A 14955-nucleotide genomic window follows, 5' to 3' on the forward strand; every position below is an offset into this window, starting at 1 on the left:
CGGCCCGGTCGTCGGCGGGTGGTGGCCCGTGGGGCTCGTGGGGCTCGGCGGCCGGTCGGGCGCGGTGTCAGCCGAGGTGCCAGAGCTGCCCGTGGTCGGCGAGGGTGGCGGCGGCCAGGACCGCGAGGTCGGCGATGCCCAGGGTGAGGCCGAGCACCGCGCGGCCGCGGCGCGAGGTCCCGCGGACCAGGGCGAGGACGCCCAGCACGATCGCGAGCGGGCCGAGGGCGATGTTGAAGAGCAGCAGGCCGGGGAGGCCGAGCAGGAACGAGGCGACGGCCAGGTTGTCGGCGTCGGTGGCCGGCCGGGCGGCGGTCGGGCGGGCGGCAGCCCGGTGGGCGCGGGTACGACGGGTGGTCAGGATGCTGTCCACGGGGTTCTCCTCCGATGGTCGGCCGGCGGGGCTGCCGGGCCGGATTTCCGGTGGGCGGGCCCGACGGCGGGCGGGCCGGTGGCTGGTGAAGGCGGGCCGTCGGGCCGGTGGCCGGTGATGGCGGGCCGTCGGGCCGGTGGTGGCGCGGTGCGGTCGAAGGGCCGGGCGGGTCAGTGGACCCGGCGCTGGGCGAGGCCCTCGCGGGCGCCGAAGGCGAGCAGCCACAGGGCTATCGCGGCGGCCGAGGCGAGGAAGACGGACATCGAGGTGTGGACGGCGGCACCGGCGACGACTCCCATGGTGACCAGCAGGGCGAGGAGGAACATGGTGGGCGGCCTTTCTCGGTTGTCCGGCTGCGGCAGGAGATTTCGGCGAACACTTGGGATGACAAGTGTTCGCTGACTTCCTCACTCTACGCTGGCGAATCTCGGCAAACAGTTGTTTACTGAATGACGTGAGTCACACCGTGGGGGTCAGACAGGCCCAGAAGCAGCAGAGCCGGCGCGCACTGATGGATGCCGGCCTGCACCTGTTGGAGGACCAGAACCTCACCAGCCTGGGGGTTCGCGAGGTCACCCGGGCCGCCGGGATGTCCCCGGCCGGGTTCTACCGCCACTTCCGGGACATGGCCGATCTCGGTGTCGCCCTGGTCGAGGAGTCGCTCGCCAGCCTCCATCTGCTGGTCCGTTCCGTCCTGGAGGGGCGAGGCGGTTCGGGGGAGCTGATCGACCGTACGGTCGAGATCATCGAGCTGCACGTCCGTGAGAACCGTGCCCATGTCCGGTTCCTGGCGCGCGAGCGGCACGGCGGGGTGCGGCAGGTGCGCGAGGCGATCGCGGCCGAGTTGGACCGGTTCGCGCAGGAGGTGGGGGACGCCCTCGCCCTGCAGTCGGTCTCCGCCGGCTGGGGGGAGGAGGAGCTGCGGATGCTCGCCGAGCTCTACGTGGGCCATGTGGTGTCGACCGCCGCGGCCTTCCTGGAGGCGCCCTCCGACGATCCCGCGGCGGCCCGGCGGGTGGCCGCCGCCGCACGGATGCAGTTGCGGCTGGTCAGCCTCGGGCGCCGGCACTGGAAGGACGCCTGAGGGGGCGTCGGCGGGCCGGTGGGGCCGGTTTCCCGCCGTCGATGAAGTCTTGACATCTCGTCATGTGCGCGCCAATTTTGGTGCACCCCACATACGAGAGGCCCTCCCATGAAGAAGCCGCTCATAGGCGTGCTCACCGCGCTCCTGCTGGCCGGGGCCACCGCCCTCGCCGGCGCCGCGCCCGCATCCGCCGCCACCGCCCCCGCCGCGTCCGAGGCGCAGACCCTCACCGATGCGGCCCCCGCCGCAGCGCCCGCCCCGGCCGCACCCGCCGTCACCGTCTCCTTCGCCGGGACGGTGGCGCTCAGCAACTGCTCCGGCTCCCTGGTCCGCCTGCCCGGTTCGGCCGCCGGTGACCCGGCGCTCGTCCTCTCCAACGGCCACTGTCTGGAGAGCGGCATGCCCGGCCCGGGCGAAGTGGTCGTCAACCAGGCCTCCAGCCGGACCTTCTCGCTGCTCAGCGCCTCCGGCGCCAAGCTCGGCACGCTGCGCGCCAGCAAGGTCGTCTACGGCACCATGACCGACACCGACGTGTCGCTCTACCAGCTCAACACCACGTACTCCGCGATCCAGTCGCGGTACGGGATCGCGCCGCTGACCATCGCCGCGACCCACCCCGCCCAGGGCACCTCGATCAAGGTCGTCTCCGGGTACTGGAAGAAGATCTACTCCTGCTCGGTCGACGGCTTCGTCTACCGCCTCAAGGAGGGCGAGTGGACCTTCAAGGACTCCGTCCGCTACACCTCCAGCTGCAACACCATCGGCGGCACCTCCGGCTCGCCGGTGGTCAACGCCGCCACCGGTGAGGTCGTCGCCGTGAACAACACCGGCAACGAGGACGGCGAGTCCTGCACCGTGAACAACCCCTGCGAGGTAGACCAGAACGGCACGGTGACGGTCCACCAGGGCATCAACTACGCCCAGGAGACGTACGGGATCCCGGCCTGCTTCGCCGCCGGGAACCGCCTCGACCTGACCCGCGCCGGCTGCACCCTGCCGCGCCCCTGAGACCGACCGACCGCCGGTGGGCCGCCCGCACCCAGCGGGCGGCCCACTCGGCCGTCACCGCACCGCACCGCGGCACGTCCCGCACCCGCACCGCCCCGTACGGCCCGCACCACCCCGTAGGTCACCGCCCCGCACCGTCACCGCCCGAACAACGGAGAGTCGATGCGCACCACGCTCAAGAGGCTGCTGGTCGCAGCAGTACTGGTCCCCCTGCTCGCCCTCGGGTCCGCCGCACCGGCGCTGGCCCGCGGCGAGGGTGTCGCCACCGCCGCCACCGCCGCCACCGCGGACATCCGGGACCGCCTGGCGGCCGTCCCGGGGGTGACCGTCACCGAGGAGAAGCCCACCACCACCGGGCACCGGTACTTCCTGCTCACGTACACCCAGCCGGTCGACCACCGCCGGCCGTGGCTGGGCACGTTCCAGCAGCGGTTCAGCGTGCTCCACCGGGGCGAGGACCGCCCGACCGTCCTCTACACCAACGGCTACACCCTGGGCACCACGCCCTCGCGGACCGAACCCACCCGGCTGCTCGACGGCAACCAGGTCTCCATCGAGTACCGCTACTTCACGCCCTCCCGGCCCCAGCCCGCGGACTGGACCAAGGCCGGCATCCAGCAGGCCGCCGGCGACACGCACCGGCTGATCACCGCCCTCAAGGGGATCTACGGCCAGGAGTGGATCTCCACCGGCGCGAGCAAGGGCGGGATGTCCTCCGTCTACCACCGGCGGTTCTACCCGGACGACGTGGACGGCACCGTCGCCTACGTAGCCCCGAACGACGTGAACGACCGCGAGGACTCCGCCTACAGCGCCTTCTTCGACCAGGTCGGCACTCCCGCCTGCCGGGCCGCGCTGGACACCGCCCAGCGCGAACTCCTCGTCCGCAGGGCCGCCCTGGAGCCGCGCTACGCCGCCGACAACGCGGCCCTGGGCAACACCTTCACCGTCATCGGCGACGCCGACCGGGCGTACGAGGTCGGGGTCCTGGACGTGGTCTGGGCGTTCTGGCAGTACAGCACCGAGGCGGACTGCGCGAACGTGCCCGCCGCCACCGCCACCGACGACCAGCTGTACGCCTGGCTCGACACCCACTCCGGCGTCACCTCCAACAGCGACCAGTCGCTCGCCGGGTACACCGCGTACTACTACCAGGCCGGTACCGAGCTGGGCGCCCCGAACTTCGACGTGTCGCACCTCGGCGGCCTGCTGCACTATGACACCAAGGAGCTGTACTCGCCGCGCAGTTACGTGCCGCGCTCGATCCCGATGCGGTTCGACCCGGCCGCCATGCGGGACATCGACCGCTGGGTGCGCCACGACGCCGAGCGGATCATCTTCGTCTACGGCCAGAACGACCCGTGGGGCGCCGAGCCCTTCACCCTCGGGCGCGGCAGCGAGGACAGCTACGTCTACACGGCTCCCGGCGCCAACCACGGCGCCAAGATCGCCGCGCTGACCCCGGCCGACTCGGCCGCCGCCACCGCCAAGCTGCTCGACTGGGCCGGTCTGGGGGCCGCGGAGGCCGGCCGCCCGACCGCCCTCGCGCAGGGTGCGCCCTTCACCGACCTCGACCGGGCCGGCCTGCTGGAGGAGCACCACCGGCTGTAGCGCCGACTGCCCGACTGCCCGACCGCCCGCCCGCCCGACCGTCCGCCCGCCGTGTGCCCGTCCCCGCCATCGGGGCGCGGGGGACGGCGGGCGGTTCGGCGCGTCCGCCCGGCGGCGGTCGGGCGCGCCCCCTGGTCGAAGTACTGAATGGGTGCTTCAATGCTTCCATGCCCTACCGACGCACCCCCGCCGTACAGGCCCGCCTGGACGCCCAGCGCGAGGCGGTGCTCCAGGCCGCCGTCGGACTGCTGGCCGAGCGCGGGTACGGCGGGTGCTCGATGGCCGCCGTCGCCGACCGCGCCGGGATCGCCACCGGCAGCCTCTACCAGCACTTCGCCAACAAGGCGGAGCTGTCGGTGGAGCTCTTCCGGCGGGTGGTCGGCCGGGAGATCGCCGCCGTCACCGAGGCCGTCGCCCGCCACGACACCCCGCAGGCGAAGGTCGCCGCCGTCGTCGAGACCTTCGCCGCCCGCGCACTGCGGGCGCCGCGCCTCGCCTACGCCCTGCTGGTCGAACCCGCGGACGCCGTCGTCGACACCGAGCGGCTGGTGTTCCGGCGGGCCTTCCGCGACGTGATAGCGACCCAGATCGCCGCGGCCGTCGCCGCCGGCCGGCTGCCCGCCCAGGACCCGGAGCTGACCGCCGCCGCGCTGGTCGGCGCGGTCGGCGAGGCGCTCGCCGGGCCGCTCGCCGCCGGTTCCGCCCCGGCCGAGGTCATCCCCGGCCTGGTCTCCTTCACCCTGCGTGCCCTGGGAGGACACGATGCCACCGACGCATGAGGTCACCAACCAGGCGCCGCTGCCCTACGGCCACGACGTCGCCGCCGACCCGGGCCTCATCGAGGCCCTGCGCCGGTCGGGTGCGGGCTGGGCCGAGCCCGACCTGCACCGGCTCGGCGTCCTCGCGGGCTCCGAACAGGCCGCGGAGTGGGGGAGGTTGGCGAACGAGCACCCGCCGGTGCTGCGCACCCACGACCGCTTCGGCAACCGGATCGACGAGGTCGAGTTCCACCCGCACTGGCACGACCTGATGCGGACGGCCGTGAGCCACGGCCTGCACGCCGCGCCCTGGCGCGACAACCGACCCGGCGCGCACACCGCCCGCGCCGCCAAGTTCTACGTCTGGAGCCAGGTCGAGGCGGGGCACACCTGCCCGATCTCCATGACCTACGCCGCCGTCCCGGCCCTGCGCGCCACACCGGCCCTCGCCGAGCGGCTGGAGCCGCTGCTCGCCGCCCCCGAGTACGACTTCGGGCTGCGCGAGCCGCACGGCAAACGCGGCCTGATCGCCGGCATGTCGATGACCGAGAAGCAGGGCGGCTCCGACGTCCGCGCCAACACCACCGCGGCCGTCCCGCACCCCGACGGCGGCTACCGGCTGACCGGGCACAAGTGGTTCACCTCGGCGCCGATGTCCGACCTCTTCCTGACCCTCGCCCAGGCACCCGGCGGGCTCAGCTGCTTCCTGCTGCCGCGGGTGCTCCCGGACGGCGACCGCAACCGCATCCGGCTCCAGCGACTCAAGGACAAGCTGGGCAACAAGTCCAACGCCTCGGCCGAGATCGAGTACGACGGCGCGGTCGGCCTGCTGGTCGGCGAGGAGGGGCGCGGGGTGCGGACCATCATCGAGATGGTCAACATGACCCGGCTGGACTGCACCCTCGGCGCCGCCTCCGGCATGCGGCTGGGCGCCACCCGCGCGGTCCACCACGCCCTGCACCGGCGGGCGTTCGGCGCCGCCCTGGTCGACCAGCCGCTGATGCGCAACGTGCTCGCCGACCTGGTGGTGGAGTCCGAGGCGGCCACCGCCGTCGCGATGCGGCTGGCCGCCGCCACCGACGCGGCGCTCGCCGGCAACGAGCACGAGGTGCTGGTACGGCGGTTGGGGCTGGCGGTCGCCAAGTACTGGGTCTGCAAGCGCGGTCCGGCGCACGCGGCGGAGGCGCTCGAATGCCTGGGCGGCAACGGCTACGTGGAGGAGTCCGGGATGCCCCGGCTCTACCGGGAGGCGCCGCTGGTCTCGATCTGGGAGGGATCCGGCAACGTCGCGGCGCTGGACGCGCTGCGGGCGATGGCGAAGCGACCGGAGAGCGTCGAGGCCTTCCTCGGCGAACTGGACCTGGCCGCCGGCGCGGACCGCCGGCTGGACGCCGCCGTCGGCGCGCTGCGCAAGGAGCTCACCGACCTGTCCGACCTGGAGTACCGCACCCGCCGCCTGGTCGAGTCGATGGCCGTGGCCTTCCAGGGCTCCCTGCTGGTGCGGTACGGCAGCCCGGCGGTGGCCGACGCGTTCTGCGCCTCCCGGCTGGGCGGTGACCACGGCGGCGCCTTCGGCACCCTGCCGACCGGCCTGGACACCGGCGCGATCATCGACCGGGCCCTGCCGGTGCCGGCGTGAGCACGGCCGAGGTCCGCGCGTTCTGGCAGGGCCTCGGCCTGCCCGGGCTGGTCGACGTGCACACGCACTTCATGCCGAAGAACGTCCTGGACAAGGTCTGGGCGTACTTCGACGCGGCCGGCCCGCTGCTGGGCCGGCCCTGGCCGATCACCTACCGCGAGGAGGAGGCGCAACGCGTCGAGCGGCTGCGGGAGTTCGGCGTCCGGGCGTTCACCTCGATGCTCTACCCGCACAAGCCCGGGATGGCGGCCTGGCTCAACGGCTGGGCCGCCGGCTTCGCCGCCCGGACCCCGGACTGCCTGCACACCGCCACCTTCTTCCCGGAGCCCGGGGCGGCCGGGTACGTGGCCCGGGCGCTGGACGGCGGGGCCAGGGTGTTCAAGGCGCATCTCCAGGTCGGCGGGTACGACCCCGCCGACCCGCTGCTCGACGAGGTCTGGGGCCTGCTCGCCGACAGCGGCACCCCGGTGGTCACGCACTGCGGCTCGGGCCCGGCGCCCGGCAAGCACACCGGGCCCGGGCCGATCGCCTCGGTACTTGCCAGGCACCCGCAACTGCCGCTGGTGGTGGCACACATGGGCCTGCCCGAGTACGGTGACTTCCTCGACCTGGCGGAGCGGTACCCGCAGGTCCGACTGGACACCACGATGGCCTTCACCGCCTTCACCGAGCGCGACAGCCCGTTCCCGGCCGCCGAACTGCCGCGCCTGCGGGCCCTGCGGGGGCGGATCCTGCTCGGCACGGACTTCCCGAACATCCCGTACCCGTACGTCGAGGCCCTTCGGTCGCTGGCCGGCCTCGGGCTGGGGGAGGAGTGGCTGCGGGCGGTCTGCCACGACAACGCCGCCGAACTCTTCGACCTGCCTGCGGCGAAGCAGAACTGAGCGAGCGTCGGACGCGACCAGGGCCCGGCCGTGCGGGCCTGCCGCCGTCAGCGCCTGGCGGGCGCGTCCGAGGGGGCCGAGCGCGGGGACGGCACGGCGTCGGCCAGCACCGGGTGCCCGCCCCGGGCGGTGAACGCGGGGGCGATCAGCTCCTCCAACTCGGCGACCAGGGGCGAGTCCGAGCCGGCGAGGGCCCGCAGCGCCTCCTGCCAGTGCGCCACGGCCTCGTCGATCCGCCCGCGCGAGTGCAGGACGAGCCCCAGGACGTGCCGGGCGAGCCCCTGCGAGTAGGTGTCGCCCCGTTCGGCCGCCTTCGCCAGGAGCACCTGGCACTCCTGGGCCGCCTCCTCGTCGCGGTGCAGTCCGTGCAGCGAGCGGACCAGGCCGAGCCGGGCCTGGGACTCGTGGTGCCAGTCGTCGTCGCCCGTCATCAGGGCCAGGCAGCTCTCGAACTGGGGGAGTGCCAGGTCGGGTTCGCCGAGCGTGAGGTGCGCGTAGCCGATGTTGCTGCGGGCCGCCTGGTGGACGATGACGTCGCCGATCCGCTCGCCCACCGCCAGGCTCAGCGTGTGGAAGTGGATCGCCATCCGGGGGTCGTCCTGCTCGCGGACGTTGCCGAGGGTGCTCAGCACGATCGCCTCGTCGCGTTCCGCGCCCCGGCGCCGGGCGATCAGCAGGCACTCCTCCAGGACGACGGTGGCCTGCTCGATCCGGCCGAGGTCCCGCAGCAGCAGGCCGCGGTTGCCGAGGGCGGGCTGCACCCGGTCGTCGTCGCCGAGTGCCCGCCACACCTCGATCGCCCGGTCGTTGAGGGCCAGGGCCGCCTCGAACTGCCCGGCCATGTAGTGGGCGGCGGCGAGGTCGCTGAGCGCCTGCCCCTGGGCGCCGGGGTCGGCGCAGTCCCGGGCGGTGGCGAGGGCGATCTCGCTCAGCACGCGCAGCGCCTCGATCCGGCCCCGGCGCTGCAGGTACGGGGAGAGCGAGCGGGTCAGTGCCAGCACCGCCTCCCGGTGCGCGGGCGCGTCGGCGAAGTTCACGGCCAGCGCCGCCATGTTGGACAGCTCGCGGTCGCACCAGGCGAACGCCGCCGCCGAGTCGGCGAAGGGCTGCGCGGCGCCGATCGGTTCGGGCAGCCGCCGGTCGCGCTCGCCGCCCGGTGGCAGGATCGCCAGCACGGACTCCCGGGCGGTCGCCGCGTACCAGCGCAGCGCCCGGGCGGTGGCCTGCTCGCGGGCCGGCAGCGGGTCGTGGCGCCCGGCCAGCTCGCGGGCGAAGTCGCGGACCAGGTCGTGCGGCGCGTAGTGGCCGAACTCGGTCTCCTCCAGCAGGGCGACGTCCACCAGTCGCTCCAGTGCCGCGGCGGCCCGGTCCTCCTCGCCGTCCATCAGTCGGGCGAGCAGCGGCACCCCGTACTCGGCGAGGTCGAGGGCGCCGATCCGGCGCAGCGCGAGGGCCGCGTCGCGGTCGTCCTCCCGCTCGGAGGTGAGCAGGGCGTCGTGGGCGACGGCGAGCGAGCGGCGCACGCTCAGGTCGTCGTACTCCAACTGGTCGAGCCGGCGCTCCTCGTCGGTGAGCAGTTCCACCAGCGCATCGGCGGTCAGGGCCCGCCGGACCGCGAGGCGGGCGGCGACGACCCTCAGGGCGAGCGGCAGTTGGCCGCAGAGTTCGACCAGTCGCCGGACCGCGGGGCAGTCGCCCTCACCCGGTTCGCGTCCGGACGCGCTGGCGATCAGTGCGGTGCTCTCGGCGGCGGTCAGCGGTGCCAGCGGGATGTGGGTGGCGCCGTCGAGCGCGGCCAGCGGGGGGCGGCTGGTGACCAGCACGGCGCAGCCGGGCTCGGCCGGCAGCAGCGGGCGGACCTGGGCGGCGGAGCCGGCGTCGTCGAGCACGATGAGGGTGCGGGTGGCGTCCAGGGTGGAGCGCAGCAGGGCGGCCGCGGACTCGGCGTCGCCGGGGATCAGCCGGGGCTCCACGCCCAGCCCGCGCAGCAGCACCCCGAGCGCCTGCAGCGGTTCGAGCGGGACCATGCCCGGGGTGGCGCCGTGCAGGTTGAGGAACAGCTGGCCGTCGGGGAACTGCTCGCGCAGGGTGCGGGCGACCTGGAGCGCAAGCCCGGTCTTGCCGACGCCGGCCATGCCGCTGACCACCGCGACGGCCGGTTTCCCGTCGCTGCCGCCGAGCGCCGTGTGCACGGCCTGGATCTGCTCGGTCCGGCCGACGAAGTGCGCCGGCGGCACCGGGAGTTGGGCGGGTCGCGGGCGCCGCGCGGGCGGCGCCGGCTGGTCGGCCGACCCGGGCTGGGTGGTCAGGATCTCCTGGTACGCCTCGCGGACGGCGCGGCCCGGCTCGACCCCCAACTCGTCGACCAGGGCGCGGCGCAGCGCGTGGAACGCGGCGATCGCGTCGGCCTGCCGGTTCGTCCGGTGCAGGGCGAGCATCAACTGCCGGTGGAAGGCCTCCCGGTAGGGGTACTCGCGGGCCAGCACGCCCAGCTCGCCGACCATGAACTCGTGCTGCCCGAGCTGGAGCGCCGCGTCGTGACGCCACTCCAGCAGCTGGAGGCGCTGGTCGATCAGCCGTTCCACCAGCGGGTGCTGGGCGAAGGCGGGGACGTCGGCGAGCGGACGGCCGCGCCACAGCTCCAGGGCCGCGGAGCTCTCCTGCTCCACGCCCGCCCAGTCCTGGCGCTGGTGCGCGGCGCGGGCCGCGCCCAACCGGGCGGTGAACAGCTCGCTGTCGAGCTCGCCCGGCTCGACGTGCAGCAGGAATCCCTGCGGCACCGCGCGCAGCCGCGGTTCGCCGCCGGTGTCGAGGACGCGCCGCAGCCGGGCCACGTGGTTGTGCAGGGAGGCGGTCGAGGTGGCCGGCGGGTGTTCGCCCCAGAGGGCTTCCTTGAGGGTGTCCAGCGGGACCTGGCGGCCGGGGCGCAGCAGCAGGGCGGTCAGCAGCGTTCTGCTCTTGAGCGCGCCGACCGGGCGCCCGGCGCCGGTGTCGCTGTGCACGGTCAGCGGGCCGAGCAGACCAAAACGCATGTCAGAAGTCTCCCGTGATGGACCTGGTCGCCCCATCGACTGTCCGCCGGCGGTCCTGTTGGTCACATGTTAGTGGTCCGTTGGCGCGGCCCCGGAGGATCGGCAGTCGATGACCGGTCCGGTGTGGGACGGTCCGGTCGCGGGGGGCCGGATCGCCCCGTACCCGATCTGTGGACGTGTCGGGTGGCGGGTTCGGTTCTGTCGGGGCCCCGGATCCGCGGCCGCTCGCCGGAGCGGCCGCGCTCAGGCGCCGGTGGTCGATCCCGGCCGGATCACCATCAGGACGACCACCACCGCCCAGAGCAGGTTGAACACCCCGGCCGTCATCGGCAGCCGCCGCAGGCCCTGCAGGGCCCGGTCGTGCTCGGGAGCCTGCGGATCGGCCGGGTCCAGCGCGTCCACGGCGGCCTGCTGGGCCGGCAGGACGAAGAGCAGCAGCGAGAGCGCGGCCAGCGCGGTCAGCGCCATCGAGACGATCAGCCAGGACTGGCCGAGCACGTCCATGACCTGCGCGGTGCCGATGCCCAGCACCGGCACGGCGAGGCCCAGCAGCGCGTACACCTGGGTGATCCGGTGCAGCAGCCGGACGGAGCCGGCCTCCGCCGCGCCACCGTCGCCCCGGCCGGGTTCGCCGCCGGTCGCGGAACCGGACGCGGCGGTGAGCGCGGCGCGGGCCCGGGTCGGGAACATGCTGACCGCCACCGCGACCGGGCCGACGAACAGCACCGACACGAGGACGTGCAGGCTGAGGAGGAACTTGGCCACGGCGGGGCCCCTTCGTGCTCGGGCGGACGGTACGGCGGGCGTCCACCGGAGCGAAGCCCCGAGCACGCTAACACCGGGCCCCCGGGCCCCTTGCGGCCGGGTCGTCGCCCGGCCGCCGGACGGCTTCGGCGCGGGGGCCGGCGCAGGAGGCCCGATGGAGCGGACCCGGCGAGGGCGGTCCTAGGGGGCGAGGGCGGCCGGCGTGGCCAGGTGCGGCGGCCGGGTGGCGGCGGCGCAGACCGTCGCGCCGGTACCGGTGTCGTCCTGCCAGTCGAGCAGGTACAGGTCCTCGTACTTGCTGTGCAGCGGGAGGCCGGCGGGCGTGTCCAGCGGCAGGGCGGAGAGGTCGAGCTCGCCGAGGGTGTCCAGGGTGGTCCGGCCGATCTTGATGAGCGCCTCCTTGCGGACCCACTGCCGCAGGAACGCCCGCCCCGGGTCCGGGTGGGCCTGGACCAGCTTCAGCTCGGCCTCGGCGAGCACCCGTTCGAAGACCTCGACGGCCGTACCGGTCCGGCCGGGGAGCTCCACGTCGACGCCGACGGGGTGGTGTCCGGCGGCGGCCGCCACCACGCCGTGCGTGTGCGAGAGGCTGACGTGGATCTCCGGGTGCCCGGCCAGGTAGGGCTTGCCGTGTCCGTGGTCGCCGCAGTCGGGGCACTGCTGGGCCAGGGTCAGCGCGGCGGCCTCCACGCCGAGTACCCGGGCGGCGCAGATCCGGACCAGGACGTGCGCCGCGACGTAGTCCTGCCGGGCCTCCTCCTGGCGGAACCGTGCCGCGCGCTGCCGCTCGGTGGGGCCGAGCAGGTGCTCGCCCGCCTCGGGGTGCCGCATGACCTCGGTGCTCGCCGACACCGCCACCAGCGGGCCGCCGGGCTCGTTCGAACCGTTGTCCATCGCTGCCGCCCTCTCCGATCGCCGTCTCCCAACCTATGAGTCGGGGGCCTGTTCGGACAAGCTGTCACCGGGCGACCAACCGCATGATCTGCGGACAAAAGGGACGGCGTGGTGACTCGGGCGCAGGCGATCCGCGGGCTTGGATGGAAATCATCATCAGATGAGCGGCGGGTGGTGGGGGGCTGCCCGCTTCCACAGGTAAGGGGCAGTCAATGAATCTTGGTGTCGGCACCGTGGGGCCGGTCGAGCCGCCCCTCCCGGCGAGCGATCCGCCGCCGGCCCGCAACCGCAAGCTGGTACGGGCCGCGCTGATCGCCGGGCTGACGCTGGCTCCGCTGACCGCTCTGCTGAGCATCGGCACCGCCGCACCCCTGGCGCCGCCGCTCGGTCCGTGCAGTGGGCCGGACTGCCCGGCCGTCTTCCCGCCGCCGAACAACCTGGGGTTCGCCGGGCGGGACGCCACCATCAACATCTTCACCGGCGGCTACTACCGGGTGTCGGATCACGCGGCCGAGGCCGAGGGCAAGATCGTCACGCTCGGCAACTTCACCGTGGACAAGGACCTCGTCGGCGGTGCCGGCGGCAGCTTCAACGCCGGCGTGGTCGGGGTCGGTTCGCGGGTCGTACCGCCGGACGGCACCGACCACCTCACCGTGGGCGGCAACGTCGACGTGAAGACCGGGAACACCCTGCTCCTGGGCGGCTTCGACATCATCACCAACACCACGGCCTTCGGAAACCTGCGGTACGCCGGCACCCTCACCGGCACCACCAGCATCGCCCCCACCGGAACGGCCATCCAGGACCCCAACGCGGTGGCCCAGTACCAGTCCGTCCGGACCACCATCCAGAACACCTCGGTCTGCACGGGCCAGGCGGCGGCCACCGGCACGGTCGTGCTCACCAACTTCGACGCCACCTTCACCGGTGACGGCACCAGCGCGCGCCAGGTCTTCAACGTCCCCGGGAACCTCACCGGCCCGACGGGTGGTCAGATCGGCCTGGTGTTCGCCGGCATCCCGGCGGGCGCCACCGTGGTGGTCAACATGCTGTCGGACAATCCGATCATCAATACCTATACCGGAACCGGTATCCCCGGTGACCAGACCACCGACCTGCGGTCCAAGCTGCTGTGGAACTTCCCGACCTCCAGCACCGCACTGCTCACCGGTGGCGCCCAGTTCCAGGGCACGATCATGGCGGGCAACCCGGCCGGCACCACCACCCTTCAGCAGGCCGGCAACAACGGCCGGGTCTACCTGGCCGGCAACCTGGAGCAGCGCGGCTCCGGCGGGTACGAGCTGCACGCCTACCCGTTCGACGGGGATCTGCCGGAGTGCTCGACGCCGAGCCCGTCGCCGTCGCCGTCGCCGAGCCCGAGTCCTTCCCCGAGCCCGTCGCCTTCGCCGTCGCCGAGCCCCTCTCCGAGCCCGTCGCCGTCGCCGAGCCCCTCTCCGAGCCCGAGCCCGAGTCCTTCCCCGAGCCCGAGTCCGTCGCCTTCCCCGTCGCCGAGCCCGAGTCCTTCCCCGAGTCCGTCGCCGTCGCCGAGTCCCTCGCCGAGCCCGACCCACAGCCCGAGGCCGTCTCCGACGCACAGTCCGAAGCCGAGTCCGTCGCCGTCGGTGAGCCCGTCTCCGAGCCCGAGCAAGAGCCCGTCCCCGAGTCACAGCCCGAGCCCGAGTCACTCGTACAGCCCCAAGCCGTCTCCGACGCACAGCCCGAAGCCGAGCCCGTCGCCGTCGGTGAGCCCGAGCCCGAGCCCGTCCCCGAGCAAGAGCCCGTCCCCGAGTCACAGCCCGAGCCACTCGTACAGCCCCAAGCCGTCTCCGACGCACAGCCCGAAGCCGAGCCCGTCGCCGTCGGTGAGCCCGAGCCCGAGCCCGAGCCCGAGCCCGTCCCCGAGCCCGAGCCCGTCCCCGAGTCACAGCCCGAGCCACTCCTACAGCCCCAAGCCCTCGCCCTCGCCCTCGCCCTCCCCGAGCCCGAGTCACAGCCCGAGCCCGACCCGGAGTGCGAGCCCGAGTCACAGCCCGAGCGTCGTGCCTCCGCCCAGCACGCCCGGTAGCCCGTCGGGCAGTCACGGGCACGGTGACGGGTCCCCGAGCGGTCCGTCGCTGCCGTCCACGGGTAGCAGTGTCAGCCCGGTCACGATCGGCTTCGCCAGTGCGGGACTGCTGGCCGTCGGTGGTCTGGTGGTGATGGTGGTCCGTCGTCGCGGACGTCACAGCTGATCCACCGCGGGGCGGCCGGTCGCTGAGGCCTCCGTCACCCCGGTAGCCCGGTGCCCCGGCGTCCCAGGACGCCGGGGCACCGGTGCGCCGGGCGGTGGTGGCCGGCGCGGGGTCAGCGTCCTTCGAGGAACCGCTCCACCGAGCCGTGCCGGGCGGCGAACGCGTCGAGCGGCTCGCCCACGATCCGTCCGGCGAGGTCCGTGGAGAGGGGGCCTATGGCGGCCCGGAGCGAGACGCGGGCGAGTTCCCGGTCCACGCTCAGCCGGGCGCGGGCGGCGGCGACGAGCTCCGCGCGCTCCCGGTGGCCCTCCTCGCGGGCGGCCGCGAGCAGGGCGGCGCCCTCCTCGGCGGCGGCCTGGCGGATCCGGGCGGCCTCGTGGTGGGCGTCCGCGAGTTCGCGCCGGTAGGCGGCGAGGGTGCGCAGGGCCTCGGCCTGGTCGGCCTCGGCCCGCTCGACGCCGCCTTCGATGGCGTACCGGCGATCGGCCAGGGTGCGTTCCAGGCGGGGCAGGATGATCCGGCCGAGCAGGCCGAAGATCAGGAAGAAGCAGAGCAGTCCGATCACGAGTTCGGCGGGGTCAGGCTCCAGGGGTCCCATACCGACGAGCATACGAACTGATCGTCCGTCACATAAGGGTGAAGGGGGGTGTGACCGCTCTCCGGCCCGAGGCGGGAG

The 14955-nt window shown here is 74.0% G+C and carries 13 protein-coding genes; 7 read left to right on the forward strand and 6 right to left on the reverse strand.

Annotated elements, in window-relative coordinates:
* Nucleotides 1-67 precede the first annotated feature (67 nt).
* Together ACFTWP_RS13905 and ACFTWP_RS13910 are read right to left on the reverse strand one after the other, a co-directional pair.
* Nucleotides 68-373 carry a hypothetical protein gene (locus tag ACFTWP_RS13905; RefSeq protein ID WP_380264721.1) on the reverse strand — a complete coding sequence of 102 codons (306 nt, stop codon included), beginning with the start codon at nucleotides 371-373 and terminating at the stop codon, nucleotides 68-70.
* Between the two features lie 170 nt (nucleotides 374-543).
* The gene (locus ACFTWP_RS13910; protein WP_380264722.1) at nucleotides 544-699 is read right to left on the reverse strand and encodes a hypothetical protein; all 156 of its coding nucleotides are present in this window, start codon (nucleotides 697-699) and stop codon (nucleotides 544-546) included.
* Nucleotides 700-827: 128 nt separating this feature from the next.
* Between ACFTWP_RS13910 and ACFTWP_RS13915 the strand changes: the two genes are divergently transcribed.
* The 6 genes from ACFTWP_RS13915 to ACFTWP_RS13940 all read left to right on the forward strand — a co-directional run bounded on the left by ACFTWP_RS13915 (nucleotide 828) and on the right by ACFTWP_RS13940 (nucleotide 7357).
* The gene (locus ACFTWP_RS13915; RefSeq protein WP_380264723.1) at nucleotides 828-1457 is read left to right on the forward strand and encodes a TetR family transcriptional regulator; all 630 of its coding nucleotides are present in this window, start codon (nucleotides 828-830) and stop codon (nucleotides 1455-1457) included.
* A gap of 108 nt (nucleotides 1458-1565) precedes the next feature.
* Nucleotides 1566-2465, forward strand: coding sequence for a serine protease (locus ACFTWP_RS13920; protein ID WP_380264725.1), 900 nt, complete (start codon nucleotides 1566-1568; stop codon nucleotides 2463-2465).
* Between the two features lie 162 nt (nucleotides 2466-2627).
* Nucleotides 2628-4076 (forward strand): S28 family serine protease, encoded by a 1449-nt coding sequence (locus ACFTWP_RS13925; RefSeq protein ID WP_380264726.1) that lies wholly within the window; start codon nucleotides 2628-2630, stop codon nucleotides 4074-4076.
* A 167-nt stretch (nucleotides 4077-4243) separates the two neighbouring features.
* Complete coding sequence (locus ACFTWP_RS13930) at nucleotides 4244-4855, forward strand: TetR/AcrR family transcriptional regulator (RefSeq protein WP_380264728.1); 612 nt, start codon at nucleotides 4244-4246, stop codon at nucleotides 4853-4855.
* Nucleotides 4839-6473, forward strand: a complete 1635-nt coding sequence (locus tag ACFTWP_RS13935) for an acyl-CoA dehydrogenase family protein (protein ID WP_380264729.1) — start codon at nucleotides 4839-4841, stop codon at nucleotides 6471-6473. The genes ACFTWP_RS13930 and ACFTWP_RS13935 overlap by 17 nt, the downstream gene beginning before the upstream one ends.
* Entirely contained in the window at nucleotides 6470-7357 is an 888-nt protein-coding gene (locus tag ACFTWP_RS13940) for an amidohydrolase family protein (protein ID WP_380264730.1), read from the forward strand. The genes ACFTWP_RS13935 and ACFTWP_RS13940 overlap by 4 nt, the downstream gene beginning before the upstream one ends.
* A gap of 47 nt (nucleotides 7358-7404) precedes the next feature.
* Here ACFTWP_RS13940 and ACFTWP_RS13945 read toward each other — a convergent pair whose 3' ends face one another.
* The 3 genes from ACFTWP_RS13945 to ACFTWP_RS13955 form a co-directional block, all read right to left on the reverse strand.
* On the reverse strand, nucleotides 7405-10389 hold the full coding sequence (locus tag ACFTWP_RS13945; RefSeq protein ID WP_380264732.1) for a BTAD domain-containing putative transcriptional regulator: 2985 nt from the start codon (nucleotides 10387-10389) through the stop codon (nucleotides 7405-7407).
* 243 nt (nucleotides 10390-10632) lie between these two features.
* Nucleotides 10633-11154, reverse strand: coding sequence for a hypothetical protein (locus ACFTWP_RS13950; protein WP_380264734.1), 522 nt, complete (start codon nucleotides 11152-11154; stop codon nucleotides 10633-10635).
* 180 nt (nucleotides 11155-11334) lie between these two features.
* A complete protein-coding gene (locus tag ACFTWP_RS13955; RefSeq protein ID WP_380264735.1) occupies nucleotides 11335-12048 on the reverse strand; it encodes a 4'-phosphopantetheinyl transferase family protein in 714 nt (237 codons plus the stop codon).
* Between the two features lie 212 nt (nucleotides 12049-12260).
* On the opposite strand from ACFTWP_RS13955, the gene ACFTWP_RS13960 reads away from it, so the two are divergent.
* A complete protein-coding gene (locus ACFTWP_RS13960) occupies nucleotides 12261-14279 on the forward strand; it encodes a choice-of-anchor A family protein (protein WP_380264736.1) in 2019 nt (672 codons plus the stop codon).
* A 112-nt stretch (nucleotides 14280-14391) separates the two neighbouring features.
* Here the strand turns inward: ACFTWP_RS13960 and ACFTWP_RS13965 are convergent, their stop codons facing one another.
* Nucleotides 14392-14877 carry a F0F1 ATP synthase subunit B gene (locus ACFTWP_RS13965; protein WP_380264737.1) on the reverse strand — a complete coding sequence of 162 codons (486 nt, stop codon included), beginning with the start codon at nucleotides 14875-14877 and terminating at the stop codon, nucleotides 14392-14394.
* Between the last annotated feature and the right edge of the window lie 78 nt (nucleotides 14878-14955).

Origin of the sequence: Kitasatospora sp. NPDC057015 (assembly GCF_042673745.1) — a bacterium.
GTDB lineage: Bacteria > Actinomycetota > Actinomycetes > Streptomycetales > Streptomycetaceae > Kitasatospora.

Coding starts and splice junctions, on each gene's coding strand:
- ACFTWP_RS13910 (WP_380264722.1), bottom strand. CDS start 699: ATGTTCCTCCTCGCCCTGCTGGTCACCATGGGAGTCGTCGCCGGTGCC.
- ACFTWP_RS13920 (WP_380264725.1), top strand. CDS start 1,566: ATGAAGAAGCCGCTCATAGGCGTGCTCACCGCGCTCCTGCTGGCCGGG.
- ACFTWP_RS13925 (WP_380264726.1), top strand. CDS start 2,628: ATGCGCACCACGCTCAAGAGGCTGCTGGTCGCAGCAGTACTGGTCCCC.
- ACFTWP_RS13930 (WP_380264728.1), top strand. CDS start 4,244: ATGCCCTACCGACGCACCCCCGCCGTACAGGCCCGCCTGGACGCCCAG.
- ACFTWP_RS13935 (WP_380264729.1), top strand. CDS start 4,839: ATGCCACCGACGCATGAGGTCACCAACCAGGCGCCGCTGCCCTACGGC.
- ACFTWP_RS13945 (WP_380264732.1), bottom strand. CDS start 10,389: ATGCGTTTTGGTCTGCTCGGCCCGCTGACCGTGCACAGCGACACCGGC.
- ACFTWP_RS13955 (WP_380264735.1), bottom strand. CDS start 12,048: ATGGACAACGGTTCGAACGAGCCCGGCGGCCCGCTGGTGGCGGTGTCG.
- ACFTWP_RS13960 (WP_380264736.1), top strand. CDS start 12,261: ATGAATCTTGGTGTCGGCACCGTGGGGCCGGTCGAGCCGCCCCTCCCG.
- ACFTWP_RS13965 (WP_380264737.1), bottom strand. CDS start 14,877: ATGGGACCCCTGGAGCCTGACCCCGCCGAACTCGTGATCGGACTGCTC.